Annotated in this window: 16 protein-coding genes and 1 pseudogene; 10 read left to right on the forward strand and 7 right to left on the reverse strand. The window is 46.4% G+C overall.

What is annotated here, in order from left to right; genetic code table 11:
* Positions 1 to 9 precede the first annotated feature (9 nt).
* The 3 genes from deoB (at position 10) to AC4PM4_RS03910 (ending at position 3,632) form a co-directional block, all read left to right on the forward strand.
* On the forward strand, positions 10 to 1,188 hold the full coding sequence (gene deoB / locus AC4PM4_RS03900) for a phosphopentomutase (protein WP_072732935.1): 1,179 nt from the start codon (positions 10 to 12) through the stop codon (positions 1,186 to 1,188).
* A gap of 145 nt (positions 1,189 to 1,333) precedes the next feature.
* Entirely contained in the window at positions 1,334 to 2,041 is a 708-nt protein-coding gene (deoD, locus tag AC4PM4_RS03905) for a purine-nucleoside phosphorylase (protein WP_491612806.1), read from the forward strand.
* Between the two features lie 289 nt (positions 2,042 to 2,330).
* Complete coding sequence (locus AC4PM4_RS03910) at positions 2,331 to 3,632, forward strand: pyrimidine-nucleoside phosphorylase (RefSeq protein WP_090950065.1); 1,302 nt, start codon at positions 2,331 to 2,333, stop codon at positions 3,630 to 3,632.
* 84 nt (positions 3,633 to 3,716) lie between these two features.
* Here the strand turns inward: AC4PM4_RS03910 and AC4PM4_RS03915 are convergent, their stop codons facing one another.
* Together AC4PM4_RS03915 and AC4PM4_RS03920 are read right to left on the reverse strand one after the other, a co-directional pair.
* Entirely contained in the window at positions 3,717 to 4,700 is a 984-nt protein-coding gene (locus tag AC4PM4_RS03915; protein ID WP_491612807.1) for a TIGR03943 family putative permease subunit, read from the reverse strand.
* 40 nt (positions 4,701 to 4,740) lie between these two features.
* Positions 4,741 to 5,775, reverse strand: coding sequence for a permease (locus tag AC4PM4_RS03920; protein ID WP_072732936.1), 1,035 nt, complete (start codon positions 5,773 to 5,775; stop codon positions 4,741 to 4,743).
* 120 nt (positions 5,776 to 5,895) lie between these two features.
* On the opposite strand from AC4PM4_RS03920, the pseudogene AC4PM4_RS03925 reads away from it, so the two are divergent.
* Positions 5,896 to 6,795: pseudogene (locus AC4PM4_RS03925) on the forward strand (CobW family GTP-binding protein); the annotation flags it as partial.
* A 70-nt stretch (positions 6,796 to 6,865) separates the two neighbouring features.
* Here the strand turns inward: AC4PM4_RS03925 and AC4PM4_RS03930 are convergent.
* A complete protein-coding gene (locus AC4PM4_RS03930) occupies positions 6,866 to 7,714 on the reverse strand; it encodes a stalk domain-containing protein (RefSeq protein WP_072732938.1) in 849 nt (282 codons plus the stop codon).
* Positions 7,715 to 7,887: 173 nt separating this feature from the next.
* Here AC4PM4_RS03930 and rpmG point away from each other — a divergent pair, with 173 nt between their 5' ends.
* From rpmG to AC4PM4_RS03960, 6 genes are all read left to right on the forward strand, one after another.
* On the forward strand, positions 7,888 to 8,037 hold the full coding sequence (gene rpmG, locus AC4PM4_RS03935) for a 50S ribosomal protein L33 (RefSeq protein ID WP_024631975.1): 150 nt from the start codon (positions 7,888 to 7,890) through the stop codon (positions 8,035 to 8,037).
* 49 nt (positions 8,038 to 8,086) lie between these two features.
* Positions 8,087 to 8,794 carry a metal ABC transporter ATP-binding protein gene (locus AC4PM4_RS03940; RefSeq protein ID WP_491612808.1) on the forward strand — a complete coding sequence of 236 codons (708 nt, stop codon included), beginning with the start codon at positions 8,087 to 8,089 and terminating at the stop codon, positions 8,792 to 8,794.
* On the forward strand, positions 8,740 to 9,633 hold the full coding sequence (locus AC4PM4_RS03945) for a metal ABC transporter permease (RefSeq protein WP_079695963.1): 894 nt from the start codon (positions 8,740 to 8,742) through the stop codon (positions 9,631 to 9,633). The genes AC4PM4_RS03940 and AC4PM4_RS03945 overlap by 55 nt, the downstream gene beginning before the upstream one ends.
* The gene (locus tag AC4PM4_RS03950) at positions 9,620 to 10,699 is read left to right on the forward strand and encodes a metal ABC transporter substrate-binding protein (RefSeq protein WP_491612809.1); all 1,080 of its coding nucleotides are present in this window, start codon (positions 9,620 to 9,622) and stop codon (positions 10,697 to 10,699) included. Before AC4PM4_RS03945 ends, AC4PM4_RS03950 begins: the two co-directional genes overlap by 14 nt.
* 202 nt (positions 10,700 to 10,901) lie before the next feature.
* Positions 10,902 to 11,378: a hypothetical protein gene (locus AC4PM4_RS03955; protein WP_491612810.1), complete on the forward strand. Its 477-nt coding sequence runs from the start codon at positions 10,902 to 10,904 to the stop codon at positions 11,376 to 11,378.
* A gap of 46 nt (positions 11,379 to 11,424) precedes the next feature.
* A complete protein-coding gene (locus AC4PM4_RS03960; protein WP_491612811.1) occupies positions 11,425 to 12,132 on the forward strand; it encodes a M50 family metallopeptidase in 708 nt (235 codons plus the stop codon).
* A gap of 60 nt (positions 12,133 to 12,192) precedes the next feature.
* Here AC4PM4_RS03960 and AC4PM4_RS03965 read toward each other — a convergent pair whose 3' ends face one another.
* From AC4PM4_RS03965 to uxuA, 4 genes are all read right to left on the reverse strand, one after another.
* Positions 12,193 to 12,564 carry a DUF4363 family protein gene (locus AC4PM4_RS03965; protein ID WP_491612812.1) on the reverse strand — a complete coding sequence of 124 codons (372 nt, stop codon included), beginning with the start codon at positions 12,562 to 12,564 and terminating at the stop codon, positions 12,193 to 12,195.
* A gap of 23 nt (positions 12,565 to 12,587) precedes the next feature.
* On the reverse strand, positions 12,588 to 13,316 hold the full coding sequence (locus AC4PM4_RS03970) for a DUF421 domain-containing protein (protein ID WP_079695960.1): 729 nt from the start codon (positions 13,314 to 13,316) through the stop codon (positions 12,588 to 12,590).
* Positions 13,317 to 13,548: 232 nt separating this feature from the next.
* Complete coding sequence (locus AC4PM4_RS03975; RefSeq protein WP_063563884.1) at positions 13,549 to 14,412, reverse strand: SDR family oxidoreductase; 864 nt, start codon at positions 14,410 to 14,412, stop codon at positions 13,549 to 13,551.
* Complete coding sequence (uxuA, locus tag AC4PM4_RS03980; RefSeq protein WP_465116619.1) at positions 14,409 to 15,476, reverse strand: mannonate dehydratase; 1,068 nt, start codon at positions 15,474 to 15,476, stop codon at positions 14,409 to 14,411. The genes AC4PM4_RS03975 and uxuA overlap by 4 nt, the downstream gene beginning before the upstream one ends.
* Positions 15,477 to 15,489: the final 13 nt, after the last annotated feature.

Below are 15,489 nucleotides of genomic sequence, written 5' to 3' on the forward strand. Positions count from 1 at the left end.
GCTTAAGTTATGTCAACATTCAAAAGAGTACATCTGATCGTTATGGATTCAGTGGGAATTGGTGAAGCGCCGGATGCAGCGGAATTCGATGATTTCGATGTCGATACCTTTGGTCACATTGCACGTGAACGCGGAGGATTGAAGATGCCGCATATGGCCAGTCTTGGACTGTCCAATATTAAGGAAATTGAAGGTGTGCCTGTAGCGGATGCACCAAAAGCCTTTTACACCAAGATGCAGGAAGCATCCAGAGGAAAAGACACCATGACGGGTCACTGGGAACTGATGGGTCTTTACATTGATACCCCATTCCGCGTGTTCGCAGACGGATTCCCGGATGAGTTGATTCAACGCATTGAGGAAAAAACAGGCCGTAAAGTGATCGGTAACAAACCGGCCAGCGGCACGGAAATTCTGGATGAGCTGGGTGCAGAGCATGTTGAAACTGGCGCGCTCATCGTATACACATCCGCGGATTCGGTTTTGCAAATTGCGGCACATGAGGACGTTGTACCATTGAAGGAACTGTATGAGATCTGTGAGTTCTGCCGTGAAATTACACTTGAAGATCCGTATATGCTGGGCCGCATTATTGCACGTCCATTTGTAGGTGAAGCGGGTGACTGGAAGCGTACAGCTAACCGTCATGATTACGCGCTCAAACCTTTTGGCCGTACCGTGATGAATGAACTTAAAGATGGTGGATTTGACGTGATCGCTTTGGGTAAAATCGCAGATATTTACGATGGCGAAGGTGTAACCAAGTCTGTACGTACCGTCTCCAACATGGATGGCATGGACAAACTGTCCGAAACGATGGATGAGGCGTTCACTGGACTCAGCTTCCTGAACCTGGTTGACTTCGATGCCCTGTTCGGTCACCGTCGTGATCCACAAGGTTATGCTCAAGCACTTGAAGAGTATGATGCTCGTCTGCCAGAGATCTTCAGCAAAATGACAGACGATGATCTGCTGCTCATCACAGCTGACCATGGTAATGACCCAACCTACCGCGGAACGGACCATACACGTGAGTATGTGCCACTGCTTGTGTATTCTCCACGCTTCAGTGGGGGCAAAAAGCTTGAACTGCGCAGTACGTTTGCGGATGTTGGAGCAACAGTAGCTGAGAACTTCGGAGTGAAACTGCCTGAATATGGCACAAGCTTCCTGAAGGATTTGAAATAGTCAACATTTTTATCTTTAACTGAACTTGGGGAAAGCTGTTATTTTCTTGAAACATAAAGTTGGACTGGATAACCACGGGGACAGCTTCGGCTGTTCCGGTTTCTGGCCTTCATTCAATCATATGATAACTGGAGGAGATTTAATCATGAGTACACATATTGAAGCTAAACCCGGAGATATCGCAGAAACAATCCTTTTGCCAGGAGACCCATTGCGTGCAAAATTTATTGCAGATACGTACCTTGAAGATGTCGTTTGTTACAACGAAGTTCGAGGAATGCTCGGATTCACGGGTACATATCAAGGACACCGTATCTCGGTGCAAGGCTCGGGCATGGGGATTCCATCGTTCAGCATCTATGCTAACGAACTGATCAGCGAATACGGTGTAAAAAACCTGATTCGTGTCGGAACTTGCGGAGGTATGCAAGAACATGTACGTGTTCGTGATGTTATCCTTGCTCAAGCTTCATGTACCGATTCCAGCATGAACAAACTCGTATTTGGTGGATATGACTTCTCCCCGATCGCGTCGTTCTCCCTGCTGAAAGAAGCCTATGACCGCGCAACTGCCAAAGGCATGAAAATTCACGTCGGTAACGTATTCAGCTCGGATTCCTTCTATCGTGACGATCGTTCCGTGACTGAGAAATTGATGCAGCACGGCGTACTGGGCGTTGAGATGGAAACAACTGCACTGTACACACTCGCAGCCAAATTTGGCGTAAACGCACTGACCATCTTGACTGTAAGTGACCACTTGCTGACAGGTGAAGAGACTTCCGCCGAAGAGCGTCAAAAAACGTTCAACGACATGATGGTAGTAGCACTGGATACAGCAATTACGCTGTAATTGTTGCTAAGCATCATTTGATTTTGATCGAAACTTTTGTTTCAAGCACGTAGTGGAGGACCCGGAATCGATTCTAAAGAAGCGAAGCGTTCGCCCTATAACAAAACATAAAATTTACACGATCACGAAGAGGGCAGAAAAAACCTGAAGAAGCGAAGCGTCCGCCTTTAGCACCGGATTTTCCCTTTAGAAAAGGGAATCAGAAAAATCTGGGGATAACAGCGGTTGGAAGGTTGTTCTGCCATCGGAGTGACCCGTGTAAATCACCCACAACGAAGGAGAGATCATCATGAGAATGGTAGACATTATTGCTAAGAAACGCGACGGAAAAGAACTGACAACAGCTGAGATTGATTTTGTTGTTCAAGGATACACACAAGGCGAAATCCCTGATTATCAAGTCAGCGCTTGGGCGATGGCTGTATTCTTCAAGGATATGACTGATAAGGAACGCGCAGATTTGACCATGTCCATGGTGAACTCGGGCGAGACCATTGATCTGTCCGCAATCGAAGGTATCAAGGTAGACAAGCACTCCACAGGAGGCGTTGGCGATACTACAACGCTGGTACTGGCACCGCTTGTTGCTGCTCTGGATGTTCCAGTTGCCAAAATGTCTGGACGTGGATTGGGTCACACTGGTGGTACAACAGACAAACTGGAATCTGTTGCAGGTTTCCACGTCGAGTTGGAGAAAGAAGAGTTCATCCGCCTCGTTAACGAACATAAAGTTGCCGTTATCGGTCAAAGTGGCAACCTCACGCCGGCAGACAAAAAGCTCTATGCATTGCGTGACGTTACAGCTACCGTTAACTCCATCCCACTGATCGCAAGCTCTATCATGAGTAAGAAAATTGCAGCAGGTGCCGATGCGATCGTATTGGATGTCAAAACGGGTGCTGGTGCATTCATGAAGACAACAGAAGACGCAAAAGAACTGGCACATGCCATGGTAAGCATCGGTAACAATGTAGGACGTAAAACAATGGCTGTCATTTCCGATATGTCTCAACCACTGGGCCTCGCTATCGGTAACGCGCTTGAAGTGAAAGAAGCCATTCTTACGCTGCAAGGTAAAGGACCGAAAGATCTGGAAGAACTCTGTCTGGCGCTTGGACGTCAAATGGTATTCCTTGCTGGTAAAGCAGACTCCCTGGAGCATGCTGAGGAGAAATTGAAAGAAGTGATCCAGAACGGTAAAGCGCTGGAGAAATTCAAGGACTTCCTGGCAAATCAAGGCGGAGACGCTTCAGTTGTAGATCACCCAGATCGCTTGCCACAAGCGAAATATCTGGTTGAAGTACCAGCGGATAAAGACGGATATGTAGCTGGTATCGTCGCTGACGAAATCGGTACTGCAGCAATGCTGCTCGGCGCAGGCCGTGCAACAAAAGAGTCCGAGATCGATCTTGCTGTGGGCTTGATGCTCAACAAAAAAGTGGGTGACGAAGTTAAAGCTGGTGAATCACTCGTAACCATCCATGCGAATCGTGAAGACGTAGCAGACGTAATCGCGAAGATCAAAGAGAACATTACTATTGCAGATCATGCAGATGCTCCTGTATTGGTGCATGATATCGTAACTGAATAATATATCAGGCAAACAAGGTTAACCTGATGCCGGAATAAAATTTAAAGCCCCGAAGTTATGCATTCCATAGCTTCGGGGCTTTTCTTATTTATTTTGCAATCCATCATACGTCACAACTGAATCTGCACTGGTGTAAATGTATGGGGTGGATGGCTGATCGACCGGAGTTACCTTCGATGCCCGAATCTCAATGGTGTCCTTGCCATTCACTTGAGCAGAACCAATGGTGCCATCGATTTGTACCCAGCTGTCTGTAGGAAAGCTGTCTGCATTCGGGACATGAATCATCACACCAAAGGGTGCCGCGTCTGCTGGGCAGCACATCACGAGAAATCGCCCTAATGCAAAATGAGATTCATGCTCCATACTTTTGTCTCGATATACAAACCCGGTAAGGCTGATAGCCTTGCCTGCAAATTGTCGTTGGAACATATCGATCGAACCTAATGTCTCGGAGAAAATTTCAGGATATACCTTTATGACTGATTCCGCATATAACTTCTCTGCCAGTTCGGCAAATTCACGACTGTACTCATCCGGGGGAACGAATTGTACTTTCGTGGCAGGCACAGATGATTCAGCATTTGCAGTTTTTTTGGATAGATCTTTAATGTCCAGTTCTACTGTATCAGGTAAGGGTTCTTTTCGACGAATTTCCGGAGGTCCATAGGTTAGGGACATGCCTTTTTGACTGGCCATAGAACTGCCTAGTGCCTGATCCGGCAAAAGAAAACCAAGTACTAATGGAATGGCAATCAATCCATACATCAGCGAGCTGCGTCCCCATCCTGAAGGAGGCGGATGCTCACAGTCGCAATGGAGCTGGCTATTACCGAATAGTCCATGCCAGGCCATGATGGCGGCAATGAACAAAAAAGGAACAGGGCAGCAGAGTAGCAATCGCTGCATCGTCGGCGCCAAGTAATAATGAAGAGAATCCGTTGTATTCAAATGAATGATGTATACGGCGAGCCCGCCGATCCACAGCGCACGAATCAGGTTATGCCACTGGATAGGGTGAGATTTGGTAACCGGAGCTTTGGTCACTGTATAACCAGGATGGTTCATGTAATCACCTCTTTTGATCAGATAATACATTCATACATGCTCATGCCAAAAGGTTAATCAACCACGATCCCGCGAAAACCAACGCAATAATGACCAGGCTCAAGCCAATAACAAACCGGGTGCGGAAGGTGGAGAGCAGCATCAATGTGCTTTTGAAATCAAGCATTGGACCGAGAACGAGAAAGGATAATAGCGGCCCTAACGCAAACGTGTGAGAGAAGGCTGAGGCTACGAATGCATCGGATGTCGAACAGAGAGACAATACATACGCAAAACCCATCATGAAGGCATAGGAGGCAACAGGCCCGTTACCCAGAGAAATGAGATCACTGCGGCTGATAAAGGTTTGAATGCAGGCTGTTATTAGAGCACCAATCACCAAATATTTGCTCATATCAACAAATTCGTCACCCGCATGGATGAAAAAGCTGCGCCAGTTTTTATCGTGCACGTGATCATGATCGGTAGAATGGGAATGAGGCTGTGCCATTTTAAATCCGGGATGTGTCTTGACCTCCGTCACTGTTGCCTTCGGTTTACGCAATGGATTCTGGCGGACGAACATATACACCAGACCACCGATCGCAGCTGCTACAGCAAAGGCCAGTCCCATACGGGCGATCGTAATTTCGGGATGGGAAGGAAAAGCGAGCAGGGTCGCGGTAAAGACAATTGGATTTACTACAGGGCCGCTAAGAATAAAGGTCACCGCGATATAGGGGGGCATGCCTTTATGCATCAACCGTCGAACGACCGGAATCATGCCACATTCGCAGATGGGGAAAACGATTCCCAGCAGACCCGCTACCAGCACACCTCCGACGGGGTTCTTAGGCGTTAGTTTGCGAATCATTTCCTCAGATACAAACCATTGCATTAGCGAAGATAACAGCACCCCTATGAGCAGAAATGGAGCGGCTTCGAGGAAAATGCTGATGAATACTGTTTTCATATTTTGTAAGGCTTCACTGTTCCATGCTCCTTTCAGATTGGGAGCCATCGTAATCAACACGGGAACAAGAAATGCACAGGGAATCAGGAATGACAGGAGCTTAAGATTGGCTGCCATTTTCATGGGATAAACCTCCAGAACCGGGACTTTGGTAAAATATATGCTTGTACCGTCCCCATCATACTCGTTCGCAGTAATTAATCAACATTTTTACGATTTACATATCTGGACCTTAAAAACTTGTTATTGATTGAATCGACAGGTATTGGAGAGCCAGTCCCCGTTGCCCAGACATTTACGTATATTGATGAAGAGCTGGGGATTGATTTGACGAAATTTACGCGGCTCGACACGATGGTAACGGTAGTAGATGCTGCCCAGTTCTGGCGTGACTTCTATTCCAAAGAAACGTTGAAGGATCGGGGGCAGGAAGCCATAGAGGAAGATGTACGGGGGATCGTTCATCTGCTGACGGATCAGGTTGAATTCTGCGATGTGCTGATTCTGAACAAGTGTGATCTGGTAACGGAAGACGAGCTGCTCAAACTTGAGAAAGCACTACACGCGATGCAGCCGGAAGCTCGACTTATTCGCACCACACATGGACAGATTGACCCGAGGGAGATATTGAATACCGGACGGTTTGATTTTGAAAAAGCAAGCCAGTCTGCGGGCTGGATCCGCGAATTAATGAAGGAAGAACACACACCCGAGACAGAGGAGTATGGCATTCACTCGTTTGTGTACCATCGGAAACGTCCGTTTCATTCGGAGCGTTTGCTGCGCTGGATTGCCAAATGGCCTGAGAGTATTGTTCGTTCCAAGGGCTTAATGTGGCTGGCTACACGTAACCATATGGCGGTGTCGTTTAGTCATGCGGGAAGATCCAAGCAGTTGGGACCAGCCGGGTTGTGGGTAGGCGCGATGAGTGACGAAGAGCGGCAAATGCATTTTGGTGAAACACTTCCGCCTATTCCGGATTGGGATGAGCAGTGGGGCGATCGGATTACGAAGCTGGTGTTCATCGGGATAGACATGGACCGAGCGGAGATCGAACGGACGTTAGATGAGACACTCCTTACCAACGAAGAGATGCAACTGAACTGGCGAGAACTGAAAGATCCATTTCCAGCGTGGAGTTGAAGTGAAAAGAAAAAGATCTTCAAGTTCAATGGTGCACCTGAAGATCAATGATTGTATTGGATTAAGGATTTTAGCTAAAGTACAAATCGCCAAGATAAAAATCGCCGTTGCCGCTTTTTTGCGGACTAAACACAAAGGAAAGATATACTCCAAAAGAACCCGTCCACCCTTGTGGATAATAAATGGCTTTGTAACTTTGACTTATTTTGGTTTTGTCATTCATTGAAATCACTTTAAAATCAGCTGATTTGATGTTAATCAATTGATCTGCATATTTGGTCAGTGTTTTTTTATCATTTGCTTCAATGAGACCTTTAACTTTAGTCTTGAATTTATCTTTTTGATACTGCTTGCCTCGATCAAAAAAGTCAATCTCGGCATTTTCAATGACTTTGTCATCTATGTATTTATCAAACTCACTAGTACTGCCCGTTTTAAGTGCTTTACCATACATTTTAATCAGTGTTAGAGATTCTTTTTGCAATTTGGCTATCATCTGAGCATCAGTTCCAGTCATCTTGATTGAGCCTGAAGTGCTCGAACTACTTGTTTTACTTGAATCTTCAGAACCTTTAGTACCTGTACTGCTGTTATTGTTACTTGAACTACTAGACTTACCGCTACCTGAATTAGTAATACTTACAACTTTGTTGCTAACATTCAGAGATACGTTGGCTCCCAATGCTTCTGCTGTGGTACTTACAGGCAAGTAAACATCACCGTCATAAACTAATGCATTCAGTTTGTCTCCAGCTTCATTCTTGGGTGTCCAAGACAAACCGTTTACTTTAAAGCTAATGTTGCTGTCGAGTGCTGCTTCAATATCCTGAATTCCGTTTGAAGCTGCCACACCCAGGGCACCGAAAGCCAAACTGCATGCTACCAATGACCCAATAAAAGTTGATTTTTTGATCTTCATCTAGTTCCTCCGTAGGTAAATTATAATGATACCAAAGCAGTATATCATATGAAATTGTAATGTGCATACAAAATTTTACTTTAGTAGGTGAGGGGTTGACAAACATAAAAGCATGGGCTAAACTCATTAAATAGTAATTATTACGATTAAATAGATCAAAGGAGGCCATATCCATGAGAGTCATTGTAACCTTAGCCTGCACCGAGTGCGGAGATCGCAACTATACAACAACCAAGAACAAGCGTAACCATCCGGAACGGATCGAATTGAAGAAGTATTCACCACGATTAAAGAAAATGACCATTCACCGGGAAACAAGATAATTTTTTTTGTTATTTTTAAATCGTAATATTTACGAAAAGAGGAAAAGCTATGATTCTATCTTCCATGCGTGATGTGGTATTCGGATACGGCAAAGAGCCAGTCATTGACCAACTGTCGCTGGATATCCATGTGGGGGAGTTTGTCGGCATTACAGGACCGAATGGTTCTGCGAAAACAACCATGCTCAAATTGCTGCTGGGGCTATTACAGCCCTGGAGCGGCACGGTACATATGAATGCACAATCCGTACGTGGCAGTAAGTTGAACATCGGATATGTACCTCAACAGGTAGCATCATTCAACAGTGGATTTCCCAGTACGGTGATCGAACTGGTGCGATCCGGATGTTACCGCAAACTCGGCTTGTTCCGCAGATTCACATCCGAGCAGGAAGCCATTGTGGAACGCAGCTTGCGGGAAGTCGGCATGTGGGAATATCGCAACGCCCGGGTTGGAGAACTATCTGGTGGACAAAAGCAGCGAATCTGCATTGCCAGAGCCTTGGCAGGCCAGCCGCAGGTACTCGTGCTGGATGAGCCGACTACAGGCATGGATCGGCGCAGCCGTGAAGGGTTCTATGATCTGATGCGCCATTATGCAGACGTTCATGGACTGACCATTATTATGGTCACCCACGGATTAGAAGAGATGGGCAACCGGTTGGACCGGACGATTACTCTTGAGCGGCAAGAAAGTGAGGAATGGCAGTGTTTGAATACGAATTCATGCAGCGTGCTTTCTGGGCAGGCGGACTGATCGGAGTCATTGCTCCAATTTTAGGAGTCTATCTGATGCTGCGACGGCAGGTGCTAATGGCGGATACGTTGTCCCATGTTTCATTGGCAGGGGTTGCCCTGGGTTCTGTGATGAACCTAGATCCGGTGATCTGTGGATTTGCGATTGCGATTATCGGCGCATTGCTGGTGGAACAACTCCGGCGAAATTACCTGACATATAGCGAGGTGCCTGTAGCGATCATTATGACGTCGGGTCTGGCCCTTGCTGTGGTGCTCATGAGTCTGAAAACCAATCTGTCCAAGACATTCAGCTCTTACCTGTTCGGTTCCATCGTTGCCGTTAGTGATATGCAGTTATGGATTATGGCGGCTGTGTGCGTCATCGGACTGATTTTTTTCATCGTGCTCAGAAGGCCACTGTACAATTTGACGTTTGATGAAGAGACAGCTTCCATTGGAGGCATTCAGGTTAAAGGTTTATCCTTTGCATTTGCCATTCTGACAGGAATGACCGTTGCTTCAGCCATGCCGATTGTCGGCGTATTGCTTGTGTCTGCTTTAATTGTACTGCCCGCTGCCCTGGCACTGAGATTGTCACGCAGCTTTGCGGCAGCGATCCTTATTGCTGTCGTCACTGGATTAATTGGTATTTTTAGCGGACTAACAACCTCTTACCATCTAAACACACCACCGGGAGGAACGATTGCTCTCATCCTGTTGGTCTTTCTATTGATTGGTATATCAGCACAAAAGCTGATTGGACGATATAACCGTAAACGTCATCGTAAAGAGAGAAAACAACAACGTGCAACTCTATTCATACATTCAAGGGAGAATACGCCACATGAAATTCAATAAAAAATCAGCTCTTGCACTATTATTCAGTCTTACACTTATCGTAGCCGGTTGTGGACAAAATCAGTCCGCTTCCGATTCCAGTACCAGCTCGGCTAACACGCCAGCACCTGCAGAGACCGAAGAGGCCAAACTGAACGTTGAAGTCAGCTTTTATCCAATGTATGAATTCACCAAAAATGTAGCGGGTGATCTGGCTAATGTTCATACACTCGTTCCTGCGGGTATGGAGCCACATGATTGGGAGCCGACACCACAGGATATTGCGAGCATCGAGAAAGCGGATGTGCTTGTCTATAATGGGGCGGGAATGGAATCCTGGATCGATCAAGTTACGGATAGTCTGAGCAATGCCAAACTCATTCAAGTGGAAGCGAGCCATGGGATTAAGCTGTTAGAAGGATCGGAAGAAGATGAGCATGATCACGAACATGCCGATACAACGGACACGCATGACCATGCGGATGAAGCCACAACTGAGGAGCATGATCACGATCATGACGCTGAAGTAGAAGAAGGACATACACATGATCATGATCACGGTGGACTTGATCCCCACGTTTGGCTGTCACCTGCACTTGCCGTGAAGGAAGTGCGGAATATCGAGGCTGGACTCGCACAGGCTGCGCCTGAACATGCAGAGCAATTCAAGCAAAATGCCAATGCCTACATTGCCAAACTGGAGGCACTGGATCAGGATTTCAAGGCAGCTGTGGCAGACAGCAAACGTAAAGATTTCATCACACAGCATGCTGCATTCGGCTATCTTGCACAGGAATATGGTCTGCAGCAAGTACCGATTGCCGGTCTGTCTCCTGAACAAGAGCCTTCCGCAGCGCAAATGGCATCCGTTATTGATTTTGCCAAGGAGCATCAGGTGAAGACGATTTTCTTCGAAACGTTGGTTTCATCCAAAGTATCAGAGACTATCGCCAACGAAGTAGGAGCCAAAACAGCTGTATTGAACCCGATTGAAGGGTTGACGGAAGAGGAGATCGCTACAGGAATGGATTACATCGGCGTAATGCGGCAGAATTTGGAGGCCCTGAAACTGGCACTGAATGAATAGCGGTTTTGCTACTTTAACAAGTTGAATTTACGAAAAAAGAGAACCCATTTGATGCCCGTCATCGAAAAAGGTACAATAATACAACATGCTGAGGAATGGCACAGCCATTCCTTTGCCTTTGGCCACGCAGAGAGCACAGGGATGTGCTCTTTTCGTTGTTCAAGGTGACGGAGATCATGCGGGGAACGGGAGGAAACGCCTTATGGATTCAGATGAAGAACAGGAAGTACTATTAAGCCAGCAGCCTGCCCATCTTTGGAGAAGACGCAAGCTGGAGTTAATGCAGTGGACGGAACGCGAGAAGCAGACCGTGGCAGCGAAGAGAACGGAGATTTGGAACGATGTCGAAGTGGATGCTGAGTTAGTTGATGCCTTGACTTTGCTTCACAGAGCGGGCGTACGTACCGAGTTTTCTTGTGCTGGTGTGAGCCCACTCGATGAGCCGATAGATCATTCCCTTTATGCCTATGTTACACTTATACAAAATGAGGCAGCCGATCGATTTGTGACTTATGCGCTGTCGCAGATGCGCAATAGATTGCTTGCCACACTGGAGACAGGACCGGGTCGATATGATCTGTCTTCTTTTTTCATAGGTCATAACCGGAGTTTCTGCTGGTGGATGCAATATTGCGCCGCGCATTTCATGGATCGAAACGATTATAATGTAGCCACGTAGTATAGTGATAGGTATTTTTACTCGGAAGCAAGGAGGTAGGACCTGATTGAATAAATGGCTCAAAACCATACTGTTTCTGGTGGGTTCAGCGCTACTGACCCGCTTTATCCCATTTTCTTCATTGTTCCGTAACCTGGATACGATGATACACGAATTTGGCCATGCGCTGGTAACACTGTTGTTATCCGGCAAAGTATTGCGCATTGAATTGTACGCAGATCACAGTGGCGTTACATATTCATCCATGCTGACACCAGGCAGATCTATATTGGTTTCCTTAGCGGGGTATGTCACGGCGTCTCTCTTTGCCTGGCTGTTATTCTATCTTTACCGGAAAGGACGGCACATGTGGGGGCTCGGCATTATGACGGGTGTAGCTCTTGTGTCGCTTCTCTTCTACGTAAGGGGAGAATTCGGCATGCTCTGGCTTACAGGCTTCAGTGCACTGAATGTTGTGATTATGATCTTTGGTGCCAAAATCGCGAAATTCTATTATTTGTTACTGGCTTTCCTCACACTGGAAGAGTCCGTAGTTAGTGCTATGTATGTTGGGCTAATGTCTTGGACACAGCCGTCCCGGGCAGGGGATGCAGCCAATCTGGCTCAGCAGACATTTCTCCCGGCACTGTTCTGGGGAACGTTATTTGCACTGTTTGCACTGTGGTGTGCGAAGGGAGCACTGACGCTCTTTTTCCGAAAAGAAAGCACGGTCCACACGTCAAAATCCCGTGGATTACGCGGGCGTAATGTTTAGAAAACAGAGAAGGCACTTCCTTTTTTATTAAAGGAGAGTGCCTTTTTGCGTGTCTTCGTGTCAATCTCCAAGATTGTCCCATAACACATAAAAGTAATAAATTTCTTCCATGATCGCCTTATCATCCTCTGCGGCAATACCGCCCTTCATCCGTGCAAGGGTACCCAGAATATCGTAAATCGTCTCACGCTCCACACTGAACTGTATGCGATTGACGATCTTGTCCCAGGCTTTCATCGCGTAATCGATTTGGGACTTGGCTTCAGTCCATTTTTTGCCCTCAACCTTTTTCTGCAATGTTTGTACAGATTCAAGCAAGCGATCATCAGCACCAAAGGGCTTTTTGAGAAGGGCTCCGCTTGCCATTATCGCAACGAACACAAGAATGAGGCAGATCGGAAGCACATACAGCAACCAGAAACGCGATTTCATTCAATCGCCTCCTTCATGTAAATTTAGAAAGGCCCCTCATAATCGCCCATATCGATTTTTTCGGTGATCTTATCTTTAAATAGATCAATATACAATTTATCGTTAGGCAATATGGCGGCAAAAGCAATATCCTGTATCGTCACTTTTTGCTTCTTAAGCTGCTCGCTGAGCCAGTTCGTATCTTTGTTTCGTTCCTCCAGATTTTGCTTAATCAGCACGCCATCAATGATAATCTCGGTCATCAGCTTACTCTTGGCAGGATGCATATGCATGTCCTTCGCGGTTACCGGTTGATTCTCTGGTTTCAACACAACAGAGAGACTGCCGTCCGGTTCAAGAATGGCATAATCCAGCGTAGTGATGTCAAATACATCCTTTTGCCGCAGCATCATGGTCAATTCGTCAAATTTCACACGCATTTTACTCAGGTTTTGTTCGAGAATTTTACCATTCTGGATGATCAGTGTGGGGTCAGAGTCCATCAGTTTGGAGATGGTACGATTTTTCAGCGTAATATACTGAAAAATAATCGTGATAATGGTGAAAATGGTCAAGGCCACAAAATGAATCCACGCCTTGGAAGATAGATCGGTCGCAAATGTACCTGCGATGGAACCGATCGTAATACCGTTAATGTAATCAAAATACGTCAAGTTGCCCATTTGTTGTTTGCCCAGCACCCGGGTATAGATGATCAGGGTCAGAAAGGCGATAATCGATCGCACAGCAACAACCCATGTTTCTTCCATCATGTATGTATCACCTTCCTTCGCTTCATCTTACAGATTGAAAATGTGAATGCTTGAAGCCATTCTTTAATTCCACCCAGCATATTTGTGGGCTATAACAAGCTTTTCCTAGGCTGGATAATCTTATTCTTGAACGCAAAAAACCGAAACCCGGCTAAGTGCTCCAGGCTTCGGTTAATCATTCGTTACATATCTTTAATTCGGTAAATCCATGGAATAGTAAATAGAATAGAGGTCATACACCCGAGTAAGCCATAAACCCTCCATCTACAGGAATAACCGTACCTGTAACAAAACCGGACTGACGTTCATCTGCCAGCCACATCAGCGTGCCTAGAAGATCTTCCGGTTTGCCGAAGCGGCGCATTGGCGTGTGCGCAATGATTTTACTTGAACGTTCGGTCGGCGAGCCATCCGGCTTAAGCAGCAGATTACGGTTTTGTTCAGTCAGGAAGAATCCTGGTGCAATGGCGTTTACTCGGATTCCCGATTCGGCCAGATGTACCGCAAGCCATTGCGTGAAATTGTTAATCGCCGCTTTGGCTGCACTGTACGCAGGAACTTTGGTCATGGGCGAAGGGGCACTCATGGACGAAATATTAATGACGGTAGCTGGAACATCACGTTCTATCATTTGTCTTGCGAAGATTTGGGTAGGGATGAGGGACCCAACAAAGTTCAGATCCATCACCTGACGGAATCCCTCGACACTTACATCAAAAAAAGTAGTGATATCCGGCTGCTCCAAATCTTCCTGTCTGAAAATTTCATTCGTGGTATTGGCGCTGGCATGGTTGCCACCCGCTCCGTTAATAAGGATATCGCAAGGTCCAAGCTTCTCCTGAACAACAGCTGCTGCCGCTATTACACTATCGGTCTGGGTCACATCACAAGCTACAGCGATCGCTTTTCCACCCGCAGACTCAATTGCTGCAACAACTTCTTCCCCTTTGGATACGGTACGGTTCAGAATGGCTACACTTGCGCCATGTCGCGCGAGCTCTTCAGCCATAGAACGACATAGAACACCTGCCCCGCCAGTAATTACAGCTGTTCTGCCTTCCAGACGAGTTGATCTTTCTTTGGTAAATTCACTCATGCTTTTGACCTCCTTTGCAGGGAGTCCCAAACGCCCCACAGATACATAATTCCCAGAGCCCGATCATAGAGTCCATATCCCGGTCTGCATTGTTCTCCCCAGAGATGACGTCCATGGTCCGGTCGTGCATAACCTTCAAATCCAATATCGTGGTAGGCTTCCACAACACCGGCAATATCGACATTTCCATCCTGACTGCGGTGGGATGTCTCGATAAAGTCTCCATTATCATAGATTTTTACATTACGGATATGAGCAAAAGGAATACGGTCCTTGAACTCGTGGATCATACCGATAATATCATTGTTTGGATTAGCTCCAAGAGAGCCACTGCACAACGTTACACTATTGTAAGGGCTATCATACAAGTTCAGATATTTGCGAACATTGTCTTGACTCGTAATAATTTTCGGCAGACCAAAGATCGGCCAAGGCGGATCATCCGGATGTATGGCCATTCGAATACCTAACCGTTCAGCAGTAGGAATGATCTCCTGCAGGAAATAACGAGCGTGTTCCCACATATCTTCCTCTGTTACATCCTTATAGGCTTCGAACAGACCTGTTAAATACTGCAATCGTTCCGGTTCCCATCCAGGCATCGTCAATGCGGAATTTTCAGTAATACGTCGAACCAATTCCAGCGGTTCAATATCGGCAATTTTGCTATTCTCGTAGAAGAGGGCGGTAGATCCATCTTCCATCTCCTTATGCAAATCGGTACGCAGCCAATCAAAGATCGGCATGAAGTTGTAACAGATCACTTTAACGCCTACCTGGGCGAGTTTTTCCATCGTTTTTTTGTAATTCTCAATATATTGATCACGTGTAGGCAGACCGAGCTTGATGTCTTCATGAATGTTAACACTCTCAACGACATCCAGATGTAACCCGGCCTGATCTGCAGCAGCTTTGACTGCCAGAATTTTGTCCATGGGCCATTCCTCACCTGCCGGAACATCATGCAGCGCCCATACAATGCCTTCGACTCCCGGAATCTGCCGGATGTGGTCAAGTGTTACGGTATCATTGCCTTCTCCAAACCAGCGAAAAACCATTCTCATCACATTCACCTCA

It is taken from the genome of Paenibacillus sp. MDV22-iso6 (assembly GCF_058408365.1).

Bases quoted from the DNA above. Each gene is read 5' to 3' on its own strand.
- AC4PM4_RS03970 (WP_079695960.1), bottom strand. From the start codon at position 13,316: ATGATGGAAGAAACATGGGTTGTTGCTGTGCGATCGATTATCGCCTTT.
- AC4PM4_RS03950 (WP_491612809.1), top strand. From the start codon at position 9,620: ATGAAATTCAATAAAAAATCAGCTCTTGCACTATTATTCAGTCTTACA.
- AC4PM4_RS03975 (WP_063563884.1), bottom strand. From the start codon at position 14,412: ATGAGTGAATTTACCAAAGAAAGATCAACTCGTCTGGAAGGCAGAACA.
- uxuA (WP_465116619.1), bottom strand. From the start codon at position 15,476: ATGAGAATGGTTTTTCGCTGGTTTGGAGAAGGCAATGATACCGTAACA.
- AC4PM4_RS03910 (WP_090950065.1), top strand. From the start codon at position 2,331: ATGAGAATGGTAGACATTATTGCTAAGAAACGCGACGGAAAAGAACTG.
- AC4PM4_RS03955 (WP_491612810.1), top strand. From the start codon at position 10,902: ATGGATTCAGATGAAGAACAGGAAGTACTATTAAGCCAGCAGCCTGCC.
- deoB (WP_072732935.1), top strand. From the start codon at position 10: ATGTCAACATTCAAAAGAGTACATCTGATCGTTATGGATTCAGTGGGA.
- rpmG (WP_024631975.1), top strand. From the start codon at position 7,888: ATGAGAGTCATTGTAACCTTAGCCTGCACCGAGTGCGGAGATCGCAAC.
- AC4PM4_RS03940 (WP_491612808.1), top strand. From the start codon at position 8,087: ATGATTCTATCTTCCATGCGTGATGTGGTATTCGGATACGGCAAAGAG.
- AC4PM4_RS03915 (WP_491612807.1), bottom strand. From the start codon at position 4,700: ATGAACCATCCTGGTTATACAGTGACCAAAGCTCCGGTTACCAAATCT.
- AC4PM4_RS03965 (WP_491612812.1), bottom strand. From the start codon at position 12,564: ATGAAATCGCGTTTCTGGTTGCTGTATGTGCTTCCGATCTGCCTCATT.
- AC4PM4_RS03945 (WP_079695963.1), top strand. From the start codon at position 8,740: ATGGCAGTGTTTGAATACGAATTCATGCAGCGTGCTTTCTGGGCAGGC.
- deoD (WP_491612806.1), top strand. From the start codon at position 1,334: ATGAGTACACATATTGAAGCTAAACCCGGAGATATCGCAGAAACAATC.
- AC4PM4_RS03920 (WP_072732936.1), bottom strand. From the start codon at position 5,775: ATGAAAATGGCAGCCAATCTTAAGCTCCTGTCATTCCTGATTCCCTGT.
- AC4PM4_RS03930 (WP_072732938.1), bottom strand. From the start codon at position 7,714: ATGAAGATCAAAAAATCAACTTTTATTGGGTCATTGGTAGCATGCAGT.